This window comes from Enterococcus sp. FR204, from assembly GCF_031143325.1.
Classification (GTDB): domain Bacteria; phylum Bacillota; class Bacilli; order Lactobacillales; family Enterococcaceae; genus Enterococcus_B; species Enterococcus_B faecium.
The window spans coordinates 1-15,359 of the sequence record NZ_JAKZIW010000025.1; the positions used below are offsets into that span (position 1 = coordinate 1).

The window sequence follows — 15,359 nt, forward strand, 5'->3', positions numbered from 1 at the left end:
GCAAGTGGTTATTTTTTAACGACTCAGTTATCTTATCATGTCGTTAGTAACATGTCAATAACTATTTTTTAAATTTTTTTAGAAATGTGATATAACATCCACTTCAGAATCAACGCTGTTAAATTTATCATGTATTTCTTCCTTGGTCAACTATAAATTAAGCATTACTTTGTGAAATGATTTTTCGATCAATTATTATTATTCGTTATACAACCGTTTTCAACATATTTTGAAAATAAAATGCACTAAAAAACTATCTTTAGCAGAACATTTCATTGTATTTTTTGGACCAAACAATAAAAAAAGAAGTTTGAAAAAAATTCAAACTTCTTTGTTCGCTTAATCTGTATTTTAGAAGAAAGGCACTCCCTCTACTTCGTAAGTTCCAAGAACAGAGCGCATTTGACCTGGTTCTTCCCAAATATATCCTTCGCCTAATTCTTCTCTTTGATTCTTTTGTTCAGTTTCAAAGACAAACAACGGAACATTTTCCTCTTTAATATGTGTATTTGTCAATTCCATCAAACTAATCTTGCTAACATCGATATGAACTATTTCTTTTAAGAAATTAAGTATATTCGCTAAACCAGTCTTTCCTTCAGAAAGTTCCGCTAACGCAAATTCCAACTTGTCATCAATTGAATGGACCAAAAATTTTTTAGTACCATCCTCCAAATGCAACATAATTGTACCAGCAACTCTTTTGCTTGCCAAAATTTCCACCTCGATCAACTTGTTCTATGGCTTACATAAAAATTCTAGCACATTTTCAGAAAAAATACACTTTTTATTTCTTATTTTCTTTCCGTTCTAGTTCAGATAATGCTTCTTCTATCCAAATAGGTAACTGCTCCGCAATAGTGGTAAATCCGATCTTACGATTTTTATTCGTGAAATACCTTTTTCTGCGATATGGAACAGCTGGATTTGTTTTTTCTAACGTTCTTAAAGATAAACTGATTTTTTTGGAATATTCATCAATGTCGATGATCTGAACTGTTACTGGCTGTCCGACTTTTAACAATGAATGGATATTTTTCGTATAACCGGATTGTACTTCCGAAACATGAATAAGTCCTTGCGTCTCGTTATCAAGAGAAACGAATGCGCCATAAGGCTGTATCCCTGTCACTTTTCCTTCAATTATTTGTCCAATTTTATAAGTCATCTACTTCCCTCTCTTCGCATTTATCATTATACTGTAAATAGCTCAAAAAAAGAAGCGACGAAAATGACTGGAGGTCTTAAGATGATCGAATTTGATAAACAGATTTCAAGAAAAGATACAGAAAGTGTAAAATGGGACGCAATTGCTGAGACATATCAAATGGATGACTTACTTCCTTTGTGGGTAGCAGATATGGACTTCTTGTCTCCCGGTGGGGTAGCTAAAGCGTTTAGTGAATACATCAAACATGGAATCTTTGGTTATGCCACTCTGTCTGATAAACTATATCAGGCTATCATTCATTGGGAACGCCAACACCATGCTGTGGAGTTGACGAAAGAAAATATCGTTTTTACAAGTGGTGTGTTAACTAGTTTAGCTGCAGCAGTACAAACTTTTACAAAACCAGGCGATTCTATTTTGATTCATGACCCAGTTTATCCTCCATTTTCCTCTATTATAGAAACAAATCAACGTCACATCGTTCGAAGCTCTTTGCTAGAAAAAAATAATCATTTCATCATGGACTTGTCTGACATGGAGAAAAAAATCGAAGAAAACAATGTAAAAGCAATGATTTTATGCAATCCTCACAATCCTGGAGGGCGTGTTTGGAGCAAAGAAGAATTGAAACAGTTAAGCGAATTGTGTTTAAAACATCAAGTGATTCTGTTTAGTGACGAGATCCATCAAGATTTAACTTTATTCGATCATACATTTACTTCCATGCTAACGATTGATCCTAATTTAGATGATCTACTAGTTGCTTTTACTTCCGCAACCAAGACTTTCAATCTAGCTGCAATCAAAAATTCAATGGTATTTATCAAAAATCCAGAGATGAAAGCTGATTTTGAAAAACATTTAGTGATGAACCAACAGCACGAAATCAACACTTTTGGACTGATTGGAACCCAAGCGGCTTATGAGACGGGTGGAGAATGGTTAAGCCAACTGATTCCTTATCTAGAAAAAAATGTTCAAACAGTTAATCAGTTTTTTGAACAGTATCTTCCGAAAGTGAGAATAATGAACCCTGAAGGAACTTACTTAATGTGGTTAGATTTTACCGCCTATATTTCAGACGACCAAGAATTGGAGAACACTCTTGTTCGGAAAGGAAAAGTCGTATTAAATCCTGGCATCACGTTTGGTCCTTCCGGTCATGGGCATATGCGCTTGAATATTGCTTGTCCAGAAGAAACTTTACTGGAAGGACTTAATCGAATCAAGTATGCTTTAGAGACAATCGATTAAATCATTTATTCAAAATAAAAGGACGAGACCTTACTAGGTTTCGTCCTTTTTCATAATTACTCCGTACCATACCAAACTATTCTGAAATTTCAATTGTTTCAATCACTACATCATGTACAGGTCGGTCTTGTGGACCACGTTGTACATTTGCGATTTCATCTACTGTGTCCATCCCTTCTAGTACATGTCCAAAGACTGTATGTCGGAAATCTAGCCAAGGAGTTCCGCCACCTTTATACGCTTCAATGATTTCTGATGGGAATCCAGCACCTTCTAGTTGTCCAAGCATATTAGCTGGCACATTTGTGTTATTTACAATAAAGAATTGGCTTCCGTTTGTGTTTGGACCTGAATTTGCCATAGATAAAGCTCCGCGAAGGTTGAACAGTTCACGACTGAATTCATCTTCAAAACTTTCGCCATAAATACTTTCGCCACCCATTCCTGTTCCAGTTGGATCGCCGCCTTGGATCATGAAATCAGGAATAACGCGGTGAAAAATCACGCCATCATAATAACCTTTTTTGGAAAGTTCAATGAAATTTTGAACCGTCTTCGGTGCTAGTTCAGGGAATAATTGAACAGTAATGTCACCACGGTTTGTTTTGATAACAGCTTTTGGTCCTTTTTCACTTTTTAAATCTAGTTGTGGGAATGCCATATTGTTTCCTCCTAATATTTGCATACTTCATAATAATAATAACATAATACCTAACCTCTCGTAAAAATACTAGATTTGTTTTCTTTTATTTTTCATCACTAGATACATTCTATAACTTACCGTTTCGATTTCGAATTCAAACATTTTTGAGAAGCATTCTCAATTAAATTCTGCTATAGTGTGAAAAGGGAGGAATTTTTATGGAGATCTATGACATTACAATCATCGGTGCAGGTCCTGTAGGGATGTTTGCCGCTTTTTACGCAGGAATGCGCCAAGCTAAAACAAAAATCATTGACAGTCTACCTCAACTTGGTGGTCAATTAGCAACTTTGTATCCCGAAAAATATATTTACGATATTCCTGGGTATCCAGCAATAAAAGCAAGTGAATTAATCGATCAATTAGAAAAACAATTAACTACTTTTAACCATACATTCCATTTAAAAGAAGAAGTTCTCTCGCTTACTCGTGAAGACGAAGTTATCGAGATTACTACAAATAAAGGCATCCATTATTCCAAAGCAGTCATTTTAGCTTTAGGAAATGGTTCATTCCAGCCAAGAAAATTGAATTTAGATAATGCTGAATCATTTGAAAACCACGGATTGGATTATTTCGTGAATGATTTGATGAAGTATGCTGGAAAAAAAGTCGCTATTGCTGGAGGTGGTGATTCTGCTATCGATTGGGCGTTGATGTTAGAGCCTATTGCAAGCGAAGTTTACTTGATTCATCGTCGCCCGGAATTTCGTGCGCACGAACATAGTGTATCACGCTTGAAATCTTCATCTGTCAACTTGCTTACTCCCTATCTCATCGATGGATTATCAGGCAATAATGGGGAACTGACAGATATCCGGTTAAAAAAAGTGAAAAGTGACGAGACGATTGATTTGATGATTGATTCTCTGATCGTCAATTATGGATTCTCTTCTAATTTAGAACATCTTTCTTCTTGGGGACTTGATAGTACCAGAAATGCCATTACTGTAAAATCAGATATGTCTACTTCTATTCCAGGCGTTTATGCAGCTGGTGACATCTGTACCTATGAAGGAAAAGTGAAACTGATTGCTACTGGGCTCGGTGAAGCACCTACTGCAGTGAACAATGCTTTACACTATATTAATCCAAAGGAACGAACTCAGCCTGGTCACAGCACAAGCTTATACGATAAAAATCTTCGTCCTAGTTGATTTTTTATATCTCTTTGCATTTCAAGTTAAACCCGAAAGCAGTTTCTTGCATTTTTTTCATGTTCCGTTAACATGAAATAGAGAAAGAAAAAATAAAGGGGGAGCAATAATATGGTCGTCAAAACTGAGACTTTAGAAGAAAAGGCAAGAGAACTATTGAAGGAACGTGGCGTAACTGTAGAAGATATCGCACAACTTGTCATGTTTTTACAAAAAGACTATATTTCTGATTTGACTTTGGCGGATTGTACTGAAAGTGTCAACAGCGTGCTAACAAAGCGTGAAGTACATAACGCCATTATCACTGGAATCCAATTAGATATATTAGCAGAAAAGAAAAAATTGATGAGTCCGTTGCAACATATTATCGAAGATGACGAAGGCCTTTACGGTATCGATGAGATCCTAGCCTTGTCAATCGTGAATGTTTACGGTACGATCGGCTTTACGAATTACGGTTATATCGACAAGGTGAAACCTGGTATTTTAAAAGAACTAAACAGCCACGATGGCGTTCATGTCCATACCTTCTTAGATGATATCGTCGGAGCGATCGCCGCTGCTGCTGCCAGTCGATTAGCACACAAAGAACCAGAAAAAAGAAGTCGCCTTACTCAATAATTCAACAAAAAAAGAAAGAAAACGTCTATTTAGACGAGTTCTTTCTTTTTTGTTTGTTTCAAGCTATTTTTTCCTAAGAAAAGAAAAACAGCAAAAAATAATTCTAATAATACAAAAAATAAGATAAAGCTATGCATGAAAAATTCTTCTGGAAGTACATTGATGATTGGATCAGTAACGGGATCGAATAACCAGTTATCGTTGTTGAAAAACGTTTCATGAAAAAGGATAAAAAAGCGATCAAATCCTACCATCATGAAAAAACCGAAAACAACTGGTAGTAGCATGCCGATTTGAAACGGACGAATCAACCGCCAAAGCCGATCATTCTTTTGCAAATATTTGATAAACAAAATACTCGGGATCAAAGTGATGAAAAACACAGCATAATCCACTAAAAACAAAATTTTCACTTCATAAAAGTGATGGGCTCCGCTAGCAGAAACTGGGAAATCTGGCAAGCTGAGGATGGTTTTGAAGGGATTATTGAGATAATTCATTAGGTGATCAAAATTTTTCAGTAATGTCTCTTGATCTAAAGAAGTATAATCCAAAATTTGCAAATGTCCGATATCAAATACGTATAGTGGTCGAAAGTTGATCGTCACACCAACTGCCAGACTGATCAGTGTCAGAAATAGGCTGAACAATCCAGCATATTCCATCCACTGCCATCTCGAATTTTTCATATTAGAAGCTCCATTCATCCAGTGATTGTTTCACATAGGTAGCTGGGATAGGCAACCCAGGTACATCTTCTTCTTTTGTAAAACCTGATAAAACGAGCAAAGTATCTATATTATTGCGTATCCCAGCTTGGATATCTGTTTCATAGTTATCTCCAACCATGATTACTTCTTCTTTTTGCAGCCCTAATACTTCAACGGCTTTATCCATAATGATGGCTTCTGGTTTTCCGATGTAGATCGGCGGCGTTTGGGTTGCTATCTCTACAAAAGAGATGACTGACCCTGCTCCAGGAAGAAGGCCGCGTTCAGTAGGTATATTCTTATCTGGGTTCGTTCCAATGAAAGTAGCACCTTTTTGAATAGCAAGTGTTGCTTTAACTACTTTTTCATAGGTCAGATAATTATCTAAGCCTACCACTACATAGTCAGGAGCCTCTTCTTCCCATGTAAATCCGGCAGCTAAAATCAAGTCAATCAATCCTGCTTCTCCGATAACATAGACTTTTTTCCCTTTTCCATCTGCTTTCATAAAATCGATTGTTGCCAAAGTAGCTGTGTAGACTGTCTCTGGAGCTACATGAATGTCAAACTCATCTGCTAGACGATTAGCTACTGTTTCTGGTGACTTAGTCGTGTTATTGGTAACAAACAAGAAAGGTAATTTTCTTTTTTGCAATTCTTCCACAAATCGTTTACCGGCCGGTATGGGTTGTGTCCCACGATAAATCGTTCCGTCTAAATCAATTAAATATCCTTTATAGTCCATTCATCCACTACTCTTCCCTTTTTCTTATCGTAAATGCTGTTTTTGTTTTTTCTACTTGTTTAGGTTGTTCTTGTTTTTTTACTTTTTCAGAGGTTTTTGCTGACTCTGTTTTTCGATTTTTAATAACCGGTTTTTTGCGATTAGATGCGACTGGTCCTTTTTTCTCATCGATATACGCACGATTATGGTTTTTTTTCTTTTTTCGGCGCTGAGTTGTCTTTTCTTTTTTACCGCCGATTCTCTCGATGACAAAATACGCACAACCAAAATTGCAATATTCGTAAAGATAGTCTTCCAAGGAATCGATTCGCTGATCTGGATGCGCCCGTCGATTATCCGCTTGGAAAAATCCTTTTAGGCGTAGTTGTTCATAACCCCAATCTCCTACGATATAATCATATCGGGCTAGTACATCACTGTAACGTTCTCCAAGCTTTTCTGCATTAAATCCTTCACGATAATCGGACACAAGCCGATAATGTCTTTCACCTATCAAAAAATTACTGTCATCTAACAGTGTCACTAGCTCGCCTTTGACTTTTTCTGCTTTAGGCTCCTCAACGATTTCTTCCAAAACAGCTGTCAGTTCTTCGGTGACTGTTGTTTCCTGTTCAGCTGATGATTTTTTCTTAGCAATTTCTGTTTTATGCTCAACGTTCTGCTGTTCATTTTGTTTTGCAGACATGCGTTCACCACCTATCTTTTTTATTATACCTTGTTTTTATTTGATTGGGTAGTGAGCTTTCAAGTAATCTCCTACCACACTTCGGATAAATTCAGGGAACAAAAATTCATTTTTTCCAGCAATCTCAATCGTTGGAAAAAATGGAACAAACATCAAATGATCTACGGTAGTAAAAGTATAATTTTTATTCAGATCGATTGGCTTGTTCTTCCAAAAGACTTGATGGTTAATAGAATCATATGTGATTCCATTATAGACCATCTGCCCAAAAATCTTACCGCGAAATCCCATTCCCTTCATAGGATAGTTACGTAAAAAGTTACGATTTTTTTCTATTTCTAAAACTAAGCGAATCAGATCATTTCCACCCAATGTGACATTTAACAAGTGCATCGGATGCGGCAACGCAGTGTGAAGCTGATCCTGATTGACCCGCCCTTTTGGAATTTCAGTTAAAAACAGACCACTGTTTAATATTGCTGCTTCCGTCTTTCCTCGTTCTTTCACCGCCTCAAGGGCGACTTGGATAAACGAATGCTCATTGAAGATATCTAGACTCAGAGAAAATGGCAAATCTGCTACTTCTTTTTCTTTTAATAATTCATGCCCACGTTCTAGATAACTATTTATTTCTTGTTCATCTTCTGTAAAAGCTGTCATTGTTTCGGTAGGGATGGCTTTGGCTGAATGCTTAAGGATTTTTTTCTCTTCATCGATGGTTAAATGGATTTCACCGACATACTGCCCGTACTTTCCAGCGGCTGCTATTTGGACATCATTGATTACGTGACCTTCTCTGAATAAATGATGGGTGTGCGATCCTAAAATAACATCAATTGCTGGTATTTCTTTTGCAATTTGGAAATCATCCTGAATCCCGAGATGACTCATCAAAACTAAAACATCCACTTGTGAACGTAAATCTTCGACTAATTCTGGCAAAATATCATAAGGATTGCGTATGTCCCAGCCATTCGGATTATAAGTAAGCGGAAATGGAGCAGTAAATGCAATTAGTCCGATTTTCGTCTGGTGTTTCGTTGTAATAATTTTATATGGTTTCGTCCATGCCGGTGGCTGGAGCGTATTTTTATCGAATAAGTTATCCAGGATGATATCAAACTCAGCATGATCGTATAAATGATTCAACTCTTCTTTGGAATTTCCTACGCCTTCATTGTTTCCTATCGTCGCTGCATCATAACCAACTTCATTCATCAGCAAGATATTTTCCTGTCCATTCGTTGCTTCTGACAATGGATGCCAACGATCCACAAAATCACCTAGATCTACTGCAATCGTTGTCGTTTTTTCTTTCTTTTCGTTTTCTCGTTTACGTTGATCCAAAAACCTTCTGATCCTTGGCCAATTTTCTAAATGAGAATGCAGATCATTCGTATGTAAAATCACTATTTTTTCCATGTACCCTCTCGCCTCTCTTTATCTTTATCATACCATAGGCAGCTTTTTCTTCCATTGAAACAAGCTCTATTTCAGAGTTTTTCCTGCCTTGAAGCAAATTGTATAAGTACAATATTCGATAAATCAGTCTGGCTAAAAAATCAGGAACATTCATTTTTACAGTACTATAAAAATAAAAAAAACAGACCCGAAAGTCTGTTGTCGTTTCATTATAATCAGACACATGGCGGAACCTGCTTAGTGCTGCTTCCTTCCAGACCTGACACGCTTCACAAGCCCACCATTGTCCTAGCCTTTCGGCAAAGAATAGTATACCTTATTTTTCATTCGTTGACCAGTCTTTTTTTAATTTCTTTTTTCGCTGGCGGAGCTTTCGGAAAAAGTCAGTCAAAATCATCCCACATTCGTCTTCTAAAATGCCACCTTCTACATATGCTTGGTGGTTAAACCGCTCGTCCTCCAAAAGATTCATCAAGGTACCGGCTGTTCCGCCTTTTGGATCATACGCACCGAAATAAACTTCTGCTACACGAGACAAAATCATCGCGCCGCTGCACATAGGACAAGGCTCTAAGGTAACAAAAAGTGCGGCATCTTCCAAGCGCCAGCTTCCCACTTTTTCACAGGCTTCCTTGATTGCAAGCATTTCTGCATGTGTAGTAGCATCTTGCGTGGTTTCTCTAAGGTTATATCCTCTTCCAACCACTTTTCCATCCAATACAACCACTGCTCCAATCGGAACTTCATGAAGCATTTCTGCTTTCTTTGCTTCTGCCAATGCAAGGCGCATCCATTTTTCTTTTTCTACTGCATCAAGATTTGTATTTACCAATTACCCTTCCCTGCCTTTGTTTTTTCTTGTTTTACTTTAGCATATGATAAAAAGGCTGTAACTAACTTTTTTTTCTATGCTAAAATAAATACAAGAGGTGAACAAGATGAAAATGGATAAATTACTTGCTCTTTACCCACAAGCACAGAAAAAAAACTCTCCAGCATCAGAAGCGGATATCCTTTCTTTTGCAATTGATGATGCTTTTATCTGGATCAAACAAGATTCATTATCTCAACAAGAAACCAGCCTTTTGAAAGCGTTATTCCCTGTAATCAACGATCAAAAAAAACACCCATGGTATCAGTATCTTTTTAAAGATGCTTCTTGTGTTCAAGAAAAAAGTTTTCGTTTGATCCAGCTTCACGTCGAATCAAAAGGAGAATTCTTAAAAAAAGAATGGCAAGATACTATTTTGGAATTATTTCGCTATTCTTCTGATTTCTTTTTTTATACAGACACAGATGCGCTCTTAGTCGAACAAATAAACCGTGATTATCTTGATGCTACTGAAATCAACGGTATTTTTCTATCTTTAGATGCTGATTTTGATACGACAACGTCTGTATTCGTTGGTTCTTTCCATTCACCTGGCACCGACCTCGTCCCTTTGTTTGCTGAAGAAAGAAAAATTTTTTTAACAGAGCAAAACAATCTTTATACTCACAGCCGTACTTTTTCTATGCAAGATGTGGCTTTACATTACTATACAAAAGATACTGTAAAAGATAGTAAGTTGATCAAAAGTTACATAGAACTGATCAAACAAAATGAAATGGAAGTGATCATTCAAGAATTATGGAATGAATTAGGCAATGTCAGCTCTGCTGCAAAAACACTGTTTCTTCATCGTAATACTCTAAAATATCGAATCGAAAAATTTCAAGAACAGTCTGGTTTCAATCTAAAAAAAGCCAACGATTTACTGTTTTGCTATCTTTTATTGATTCATGAACATAATTAAAGATAGATTAAAGGGGTTGTGGCAATAATTTTGTCACAACCCCTTATTTCGAATGAATAGTGTTCAAAAGCTAGTTTCTCTTACATCATTTTTTCAACAAAATGCATTAGCCGGTCTTTTACATCTTCGGTTGAATCTTTGATCGAATCACCATAAACAGAGATTTTCTTTTTTCCTGATTTGATTTTTGCTAACATTCCCATCAAAGAATCCAAGTCACTATCTGAAAGACCATCTACGATTTCTAGTAATTTTTCATTTCCATCAAATTTGTCATAGACGAATTTTTTTACTTTCGTCCGAGTAGTCATATGATGGATCTTTTCCATTACTTTTCCCGATACAACGACTGCTGTCGCTACACTGGCAGCGGCTGCTACGCTTAATCCGATTGTTACTTTTGTTGATGTTTTCATAAGTATCAGCTCCTTTTTATCTATCTCCATCATAGCATAGACAAAAAAATAAACGAACTAATCCACTCAGTGAAATCTCAATCCTTTAGGGAAAAAGTTCTTTACTGTTCCTTTTACTTGTTTCCCAAATCCGACAGGTATCTTATCTAATACTAGCAAAACCCATCCTTGATTCCCATCACGTTGAAATGTTTCTCCTGCTGTGTAAGATTGCCATTCCTTTTGAGTGATCGGCAAGCAAGGTATATTCTCTATCTTTTTTGTAGCAAGCGCTAATGCATAGCTAGGTTCAAATCGATTCTTTTTGAAATCTCCTAAATGCAAACCTGTACGTACGACTTTTAAACCATCGAGAGAAGGGGCTAACTCAGGAACTTCCCAAAGATGGTCGTTGAACACTAAAAGTCTTCCAGTAGCTTCATAATGAAAATCATTTGAAAACTCCGTCCAGAGTTTTTCCTGCTCTTTTGTCATTTGCACTTTACTTTTTTTTCGTGTCTTCTTTTCTTTATGCATCTGATTTTGTCCATGAAAAGTCAGCTTTGCAACAAAATGTCCTTCACCCTGATCTTTATGAGGCCATATACGTATTGTTTTTTCCAAACCAGCTACGCTTCCCCATTCAGAACGTCCTGAACTAACGGATTGAGTCAAAGGAATCTCCTCAATCGTTACTGGATAATTTTCTACAAGCCAGCTAATGATCTCTTCATTTTCTTCTGGTGCAAACGTACAAGTCGAATAAATCAGTTGTCCTTTATTTTTTAGCATTTTTATTGCTGAAGACAAAATCTCTTGCTGACGTTTTTGACAGTATAGCGGAGATTCTTCTGTCCACTCTTTTATTGCATTTGGATCTTTTCGGAACATTCCTTCTCCTGAACAAGGAGCATCAACCACGATCCGATCAAAAAAGCCCGAAAAATGAGGGACAAGTTCTGCGGGTGCATGATTTGTCACTATTGCGTTCGAAACTCCCCATCGTTCTATATTTTCTGATAAAATCTTCGCACGTTTCGGAAAGATCTCATTCGTCACTAATAACCCTTTCCCCTTCATTTGAGCAGCTAATTGGGTTGATTTACCACCGGGAGCCGCACACAAATCCAAAACTTTTTCACCGGGTTTTGCTGCAGCAGCTGTTCCAACGATCATTGCACTTGGTTCTTGGCTATATTCATACCCAGCTTGATGGAGGAAAGACTTTCCATTGACAGTGCCAAGAAATCCCTCATTGCTGTAGGGAGCGGGTTGTAATTCTTCGCTATGGTAAGTTTGGACCATGGCCAATCCTGCCGGTTTTAGTGGATTCCACCGAAATCCTTTTTTCACGCTTCCTTGTTCAAGCGCAGAAAAAAAATCGGATGCTTCTTCGCCTAAAAGAAGACGATATTTTTTGATAAATTGCTGTGGTAACGTTGTCGCTTCCTCCTTCATTCCAATGTTTCGTTAGACATTTTACAATCTTTTTTACGAAAAATAAAGATGGCTGATCTACTTTTTCATGTTGCTGCCTAAGGTGACTGTTTCTTTAAGATATTTTCCAAGTATTCATCCGTCACCTCGTTTTTATCCCAAACAGCGTTCATCATTTCAAGAAAATCTTGAGAAGAATCATCTGAGCGCAAACTTCCCAATGCATTAAGCCATACCAATTCAAGCGACTTTTCTTCTTTGATCTTCGTGTGACCTTTGACATATGAGAAAAATGGCCGCTTAAATAGCGGATCCATGTCTAAATCAGATTTTGCAATGATTTCACGAATACTTTCATGGATAGAAAAAAAATCTTTCAATAAGTAGACAATGCTTAAAACATCATCGGAACTGCATTCAGCTAAGTAGTTTTCAAAATAAACAGTGATTTCTTCTAATATCTTCTCTTTTAACCCGCTGATTGATTTGAAATGTGTATAAATCGGGTATGTAGAACAACCGCAGAACTCTGCTAACTCTCTTGCAGTAATTGACTTCATTCCATATTCTTCCACGTATACCATACTTTTGAACAGCAAATATTCTTTACTATAATTTGTTACTCTCCCCATCATTCTTACCTCCGTCTCTTTTCATCTACCCATAAATAAATAACATAAATAATTCTAAAAATATTATTGATAATTATCAATAATATTTAGTTATATCCATTAAAAATCAATTTTTTCGCCTTAAAAACAAGAATATCTTGACAAAATACCCTAGGAAATAAACAATAGAATAAACAAGGTAACAAAAAAATTAAATAACGTTATATAAAAAAGAAGGCGACACTCTGTGAGAATAACACAGACTGAAATGACTTTCCACTCACAGTTTTTGTCTAACTATATACAAAAACAGAATAAAAAGGAGGTATTTATGCTAATTGAAGCAAGAAAAAAAGAGTTACTTGTTCTACAAATGGTCATTCAAAAAAATAATTGTTCTTTACAAGAATTATCCAATGACTTACATATTCCAAAACGGACAATCAAAGAACTGATCCGAAAAATAAATGTATCACTCAAGCAATTTTTATTGATTGATGAATTTATTTATTCTAATCATAAAGGAGAGATCCAAACCAAAGAAACCGATCAAACTAAAAAGTTAGCTGTTTTTTCTAAGTTAAAATTATGCTACCTAAAAGAATCCAATCGTTTTAACTATTTGATGTTACTAATCAATTATCCACAAACTGCTGTACCAAAAAAATATTTACTTGAACAACTTTATATATCGCCCTCCTATCTCGAAAAACTGACAAAACGGCTCAATCATTCCTTAAAAAAATTCCATTTACGGATCCTATCTGTAAAAAATTGCTGTACTCTTGAAGGAAATGAGTTATCTATCCGTCTCTATCTTTACTTTTTTCTTTCAGATACATTTGGAGGTAACGATTGGCCATTTTCCTCACTTGAATTAAATGCACTAAAAATGAACAGTACAGATGAGCAAATAGAAAAAATTTCAAAACAAGAAAAAAATATCTACTTGCTGTTAACTTTATTCATATTACGAAACAAACAACAGGCATATTTTCCAAAAACTTCTTCTGAAATCACTGAATTGATGGACTTATTGCAGCATACACATGATTATTCAGAATACTTTACTTCTTTTTCAGTGAGTCGCCCTTGTGAAGAGACAGAAACAGAGAGAGCCTACTTTAATTATTTTTTCTATTGTTTTTTTCCAAATCAAATCTCTTTTCGACAAAAACAGGAGATTGGTTTTTTATTTTCCACAAGCAAAAACCTTATTTGTCGACAAGTCGGTCAATTGATGACTTACTTAACTCAACAGTTTCCTCTCAACCATTTAGAAAATAAAATACCAATTTATTTTTATTTTCTTGTGTTGGCAGTTGTTTTTTTCGAACTGTTGGGTGAATCCAGCAGTAGTTTTTCTACACTTTGCTTTCCAGAAGCCACGTCCAATCATTCTAGTTCTTTTATACAGGAAAAGAAATTAAGAGAAAAAATCGATACAATTTTTTCAAAAAATGGGGAAAGAAACCAAATCAGTCAATACCTTAGTCAATTGATCCAACACTTACTACAAACAGAAACGAAAGAGCAGTTACTCATCCATTTGCAGATAACCAAACAGTTTACAGGAAATTATCATCTTCAAAGCCATTTGCAGCAGTTATTTCGCAAAGATGCTGTTAAAATTACCGCATATTCAGAACATGCTGATTTGATCATTACAGATCAGCATGAGAAAATTTCAGATGAAACGGAGACTTTCTATGTGGATACAACGCACAATACAGTGTTATTTGGCGAGTTAATAAAAGCGGTTCATGAACTGTATATGAAAAAAGGTTATGAGAACAAAACAAAGAGGATGTGACAAAATTCTTGTCACATCCTCTTATTCCAAATAAATGGTATTCAATCAGCTAACTCTCGGTATTAGCTCAGATCAAAGCGCTGATTTCACAACTTCTTTATTTTAATCTCTTCGGTTGCCGCCGAACAATAAGATCAAGCGCAACAGCTGCAGGAATGTCGAAAGCGCTGCTGCAACATAAGTCAGTGCTGCTGCAAATAATACGTGTCTTGCCATCGGTACTTCTTCTTCCGTCAGTAGTCCGCCTTCACTCAAAATTTGGATTGCTCGCCGAGACGCGTTAAATTCGACTGGTAATGTCACCAATTGGAAAAGTAATGCTAAAGAAAAAGCGAAAATCCCGATATTGATTAACGTAGAGTTCCAGCTAAGCAATACACCTACCATAATCAATGGGAACGAAATCATCGAACCAAAGTTAGCTGCTGGAACAAGTGCTGCACGAATCTTCAATGGGACATAACCCGAAGCATCTTGCACCGCATGTCCGCATTCATGAGCTGCTACACCTATCGCAGCAACTGAAGTAGACTGTGCAGTTGCTTGAGACAAACTCAACATCTTATTACCTGAATTGTAGTTATCTGTGAGATCTCCGGCAATTTGTTGAACACCGACATTATTTATCTGTTGACTTTGTAATATATATTGTGCTGCTTGTGTACCAGTCACATTGTTTTTGCTTCTCACTTGATCGTATTTTCGGAAAGTACTATTGACGTACGCTGACGCAATTCCGGAAATAACTAATCCAAGAATGACCAAAAGAAATGTCGGATCTAAAAAACCATACATTCCATAACCATACATTGTCGTTTCACTCCTTTTCGTTTACTTTA

The 15,359-nt window shown here is 36.4% G+C and carries 17 protein-coding genes and 1 other RNA gene; 5 read left to right on the forward strand and 13 right to left on the reverse strand.

All coding sequences use genetic code 11. From position 1 onward, the window contains the following. Positions 1-351: 351 nt before the first annotated feature. The gene (locus RG571_RS07230; protein ID WP_002287172.1) at positions 352-714 is read right to left on the reverse strand and encodes a hypothetical protein; all 363 of its coding nucleotides are present in this window, start codon (positions 712-714) and stop codon (positions 352-354) included. 73 nt (positions 715-787) lie between these two features. After that, positions 788-1,168, reverse strand: coding sequence for a CvfD/Ygs/GSP13 family RNA-binding post-transcriptional regulator (locus RG571_RS07235; RefSeq protein WP_002287231.1), 381 nt, complete (start codon positions 1,166-1,168; stop codon positions 788-790). Between the two features lie 81 nt (positions 1,169-1,249). Here RG571_RS07235 and RG571_RS07240 point away from each other — a divergent pair, with 81 nt between their 5' ends. After that, positions 1,250-2,425 (forward strand): MalY/PatB family protein, encoded by a 1,176-nt coding sequence (locus tag RG571_RS07240; RefSeq protein ID WP_002296072.1) that lies wholly within the window; start codon positions 1,250-1,252, stop codon positions 2,423-2,425. Between the two features lie 76 nt (positions 2,426-2,501). Here the strand turns inward: RG571_RS07240 and RG571_RS07245 are convergent, their stop codons facing one another. Further along, positions 2,502-3,086, reverse strand: coding sequence for a peptidylprolyl isomerase (locus RG571_RS07245; RefSeq protein WP_002287167.1), 585 nt, complete (start codon positions 3,084-3,086; stop codon positions 2,502-2,504). 200 nt (positions 3,087-3,286) lie between these two features. Between RG571_RS07245 and RG571_RS07250 the strand changes: the two genes are divergently transcribed. Both RG571_RS07250 and RG571_RS07255 read left to right on the forward strand, forming a co-directional pair. Continuing rightward, positions 3,287-4,285 (forward strand): NAD(P)/FAD-dependent oxidoreductase, encoded by a 999-nt coding sequence (locus RG571_RS07250; RefSeq protein ID WP_002296073.1) that lies wholly within the window; start codon positions 3,287-3,289, stop codon positions 4,283-4,285. 111 nt (positions 4,286-4,396) lie between these two features. Continuing rightward, positions 4,397-4,906: a phosphatidylglycerophosphatase A gene (locus RG571_RS07255; RefSeq protein WP_002287163.1), complete on the forward strand. Its 510-nt coding sequence runs from the start codon at positions 4,397-4,399 to the stop codon at positions 4,904-4,906. Positions 4,907-4,935: 29 nt separating this feature from the next. Here RG571_RS07255 and RG571_RS07260 read toward each other — a convergent pair whose 3' ends face one another. The 6 genes from RG571_RS07260 to tadA all read right to left on the reverse strand — a co-directional run bounded on the left by RG571_RS07260 (position 4,936) and on the right by tadA (position 9,300). Then, positions 4,936-5,595, reverse strand: a complete 660-nt coding sequence (locus RG571_RS07260; protein ID WP_002339768.1) for a TIGR01906 family membrane protein — start codon at positions 5,593-5,595, stop codon at positions 4,936-4,938. A gap of 1 nt (position 5,596) precedes the next feature. Next, positions 5,597-6,361, reverse strand: coding sequence for a TIGR01457 family HAD-type hydrolase (locus tag RG571_RS07265; protein WP_002339767.1), 765 nt, complete (start codon positions 6,359-6,361; stop codon positions 5,597-5,599). Positions 6,362-6,368: 7 nt separating this feature from the next. Next, on the reverse strand, positions 6,369-7,046 hold the full coding sequence (locus RG571_RS07270; protein ID WP_002339766.1) for a YutD family protein: 678 nt from the start codon (positions 7,044-7,046) through the stop codon (positions 6,369-6,371). A 36-nt stretch (positions 7,047-7,082) separates the two neighbouring features. Continuing rightward, on the reverse strand, positions 7,083-8,468 hold the full coding sequence (locus RG571_RS07275) for a bifunctional UDP-sugar hydrolase/5'-nucleotidase (protein ID WP_002318469.1): 1,386 nt from the start codon (positions 8,466-8,468) through the stop codon (positions 7,083-7,085). 209 nt (positions 8,469-8,677) lie between these two features. After that, positions 8,678-8,762, reverse strand: an RNA gene (gene ffs / locus RG571_RS07280) — signal recognition particle sRNA small type. Positions 8,763-8,784: 22 nt separating this feature from the next. Beyond that, the gene (gene tadA, locus RG571_RS07285) at positions 8,785-9,300 is read right to left on the reverse strand and encodes a tRNA adenosine(34) deaminase TadA (RefSeq protein WP_002318468.1); all 516 of its coding nucleotides are present in this window, start codon (positions 9,298-9,300) and stop codon (positions 8,785-8,787) included. A 106-nt stretch (positions 9,301-9,406) separates the two neighbouring features. On the opposite strand from tadA, the gene RG571_RS07290 reads away from it, so the two are divergent. Further along, positions 9,407-10,264, forward strand: a complete 858-nt coding sequence (locus RG571_RS07290; protein ID WP_002318467.1) for a helix-turn-helix domain-containing protein — start codon at positions 9,407-9,409, stop codon at positions 10,262-10,264. 80 nt (positions 10,265-10,344) lie between these two features. On the opposite strand, the gene RG571_RS07295 is transcribed toward RG571_RS07290, so the two are convergent. The 3 genes from RG571_RS07295 to RG571_RS07305 form a co-directional block, all read right to left on the reverse strand. Continuing rightward, positions 10,345-10,680, reverse strand: a complete 336-nt coding sequence (locus tag RG571_RS07295; RefSeq protein ID WP_002287147.1) for a hypothetical protein — start codon at positions 10,678-10,680, stop codon at positions 10,345-10,347. Between the two features lie 66 nt (positions 10,681-10,746). Beyond that, entirely contained in the window at positions 10,747-12,117 is a 1,371-nt protein-coding gene (locus tag RG571_RS07300; RefSeq protein WP_002318466.1) for an RsmF rRNA methyltransferase first C-terminal domain-containing protein, read from the reverse strand. A gap of 77 nt (positions 12,118-12,194) precedes the next feature. Next, entirely contained in the window at positions 12,195-12,731 is a 537-nt protein-coding gene (locus tag RG571_RS07305; protein ID WP_002339765.1) for a TetR/AcrR family transcriptional regulator, read from the reverse strand. Between the two features lie 307 nt (positions 12,732-13,038). Here RG571_RS07305 and RG571_RS07310 point away from each other — a divergent pair, with 307 nt between their 5' ends. Further along, the gene (locus RG571_RS07310; RefSeq protein WP_258430477.1) at positions 13,039-14,520 is read left to right on the forward strand and encodes a helix-turn-helix domain-containing protein; all 1,482 of its coding nucleotides are present in this window, start codon (positions 13,039-13,041) and stop codon (positions 14,518-14,520) included. Between the two features lie 102 nt (positions 14,521-14,622). Here RG571_RS07310 and RG571_RS07315 read toward each other — a convergent pair whose 3' ends face one another. After that, entirely contained in the window at positions 14,623-15,330 is a 708-nt protein-coding gene (locus RG571_RS07315) for a zinc metallopeptidase (RefSeq protein ID WP_002287139.1), read from the reverse strand. Between the last annotated feature and the right edge of the window lie 29 nt (positions 15,331-15,359).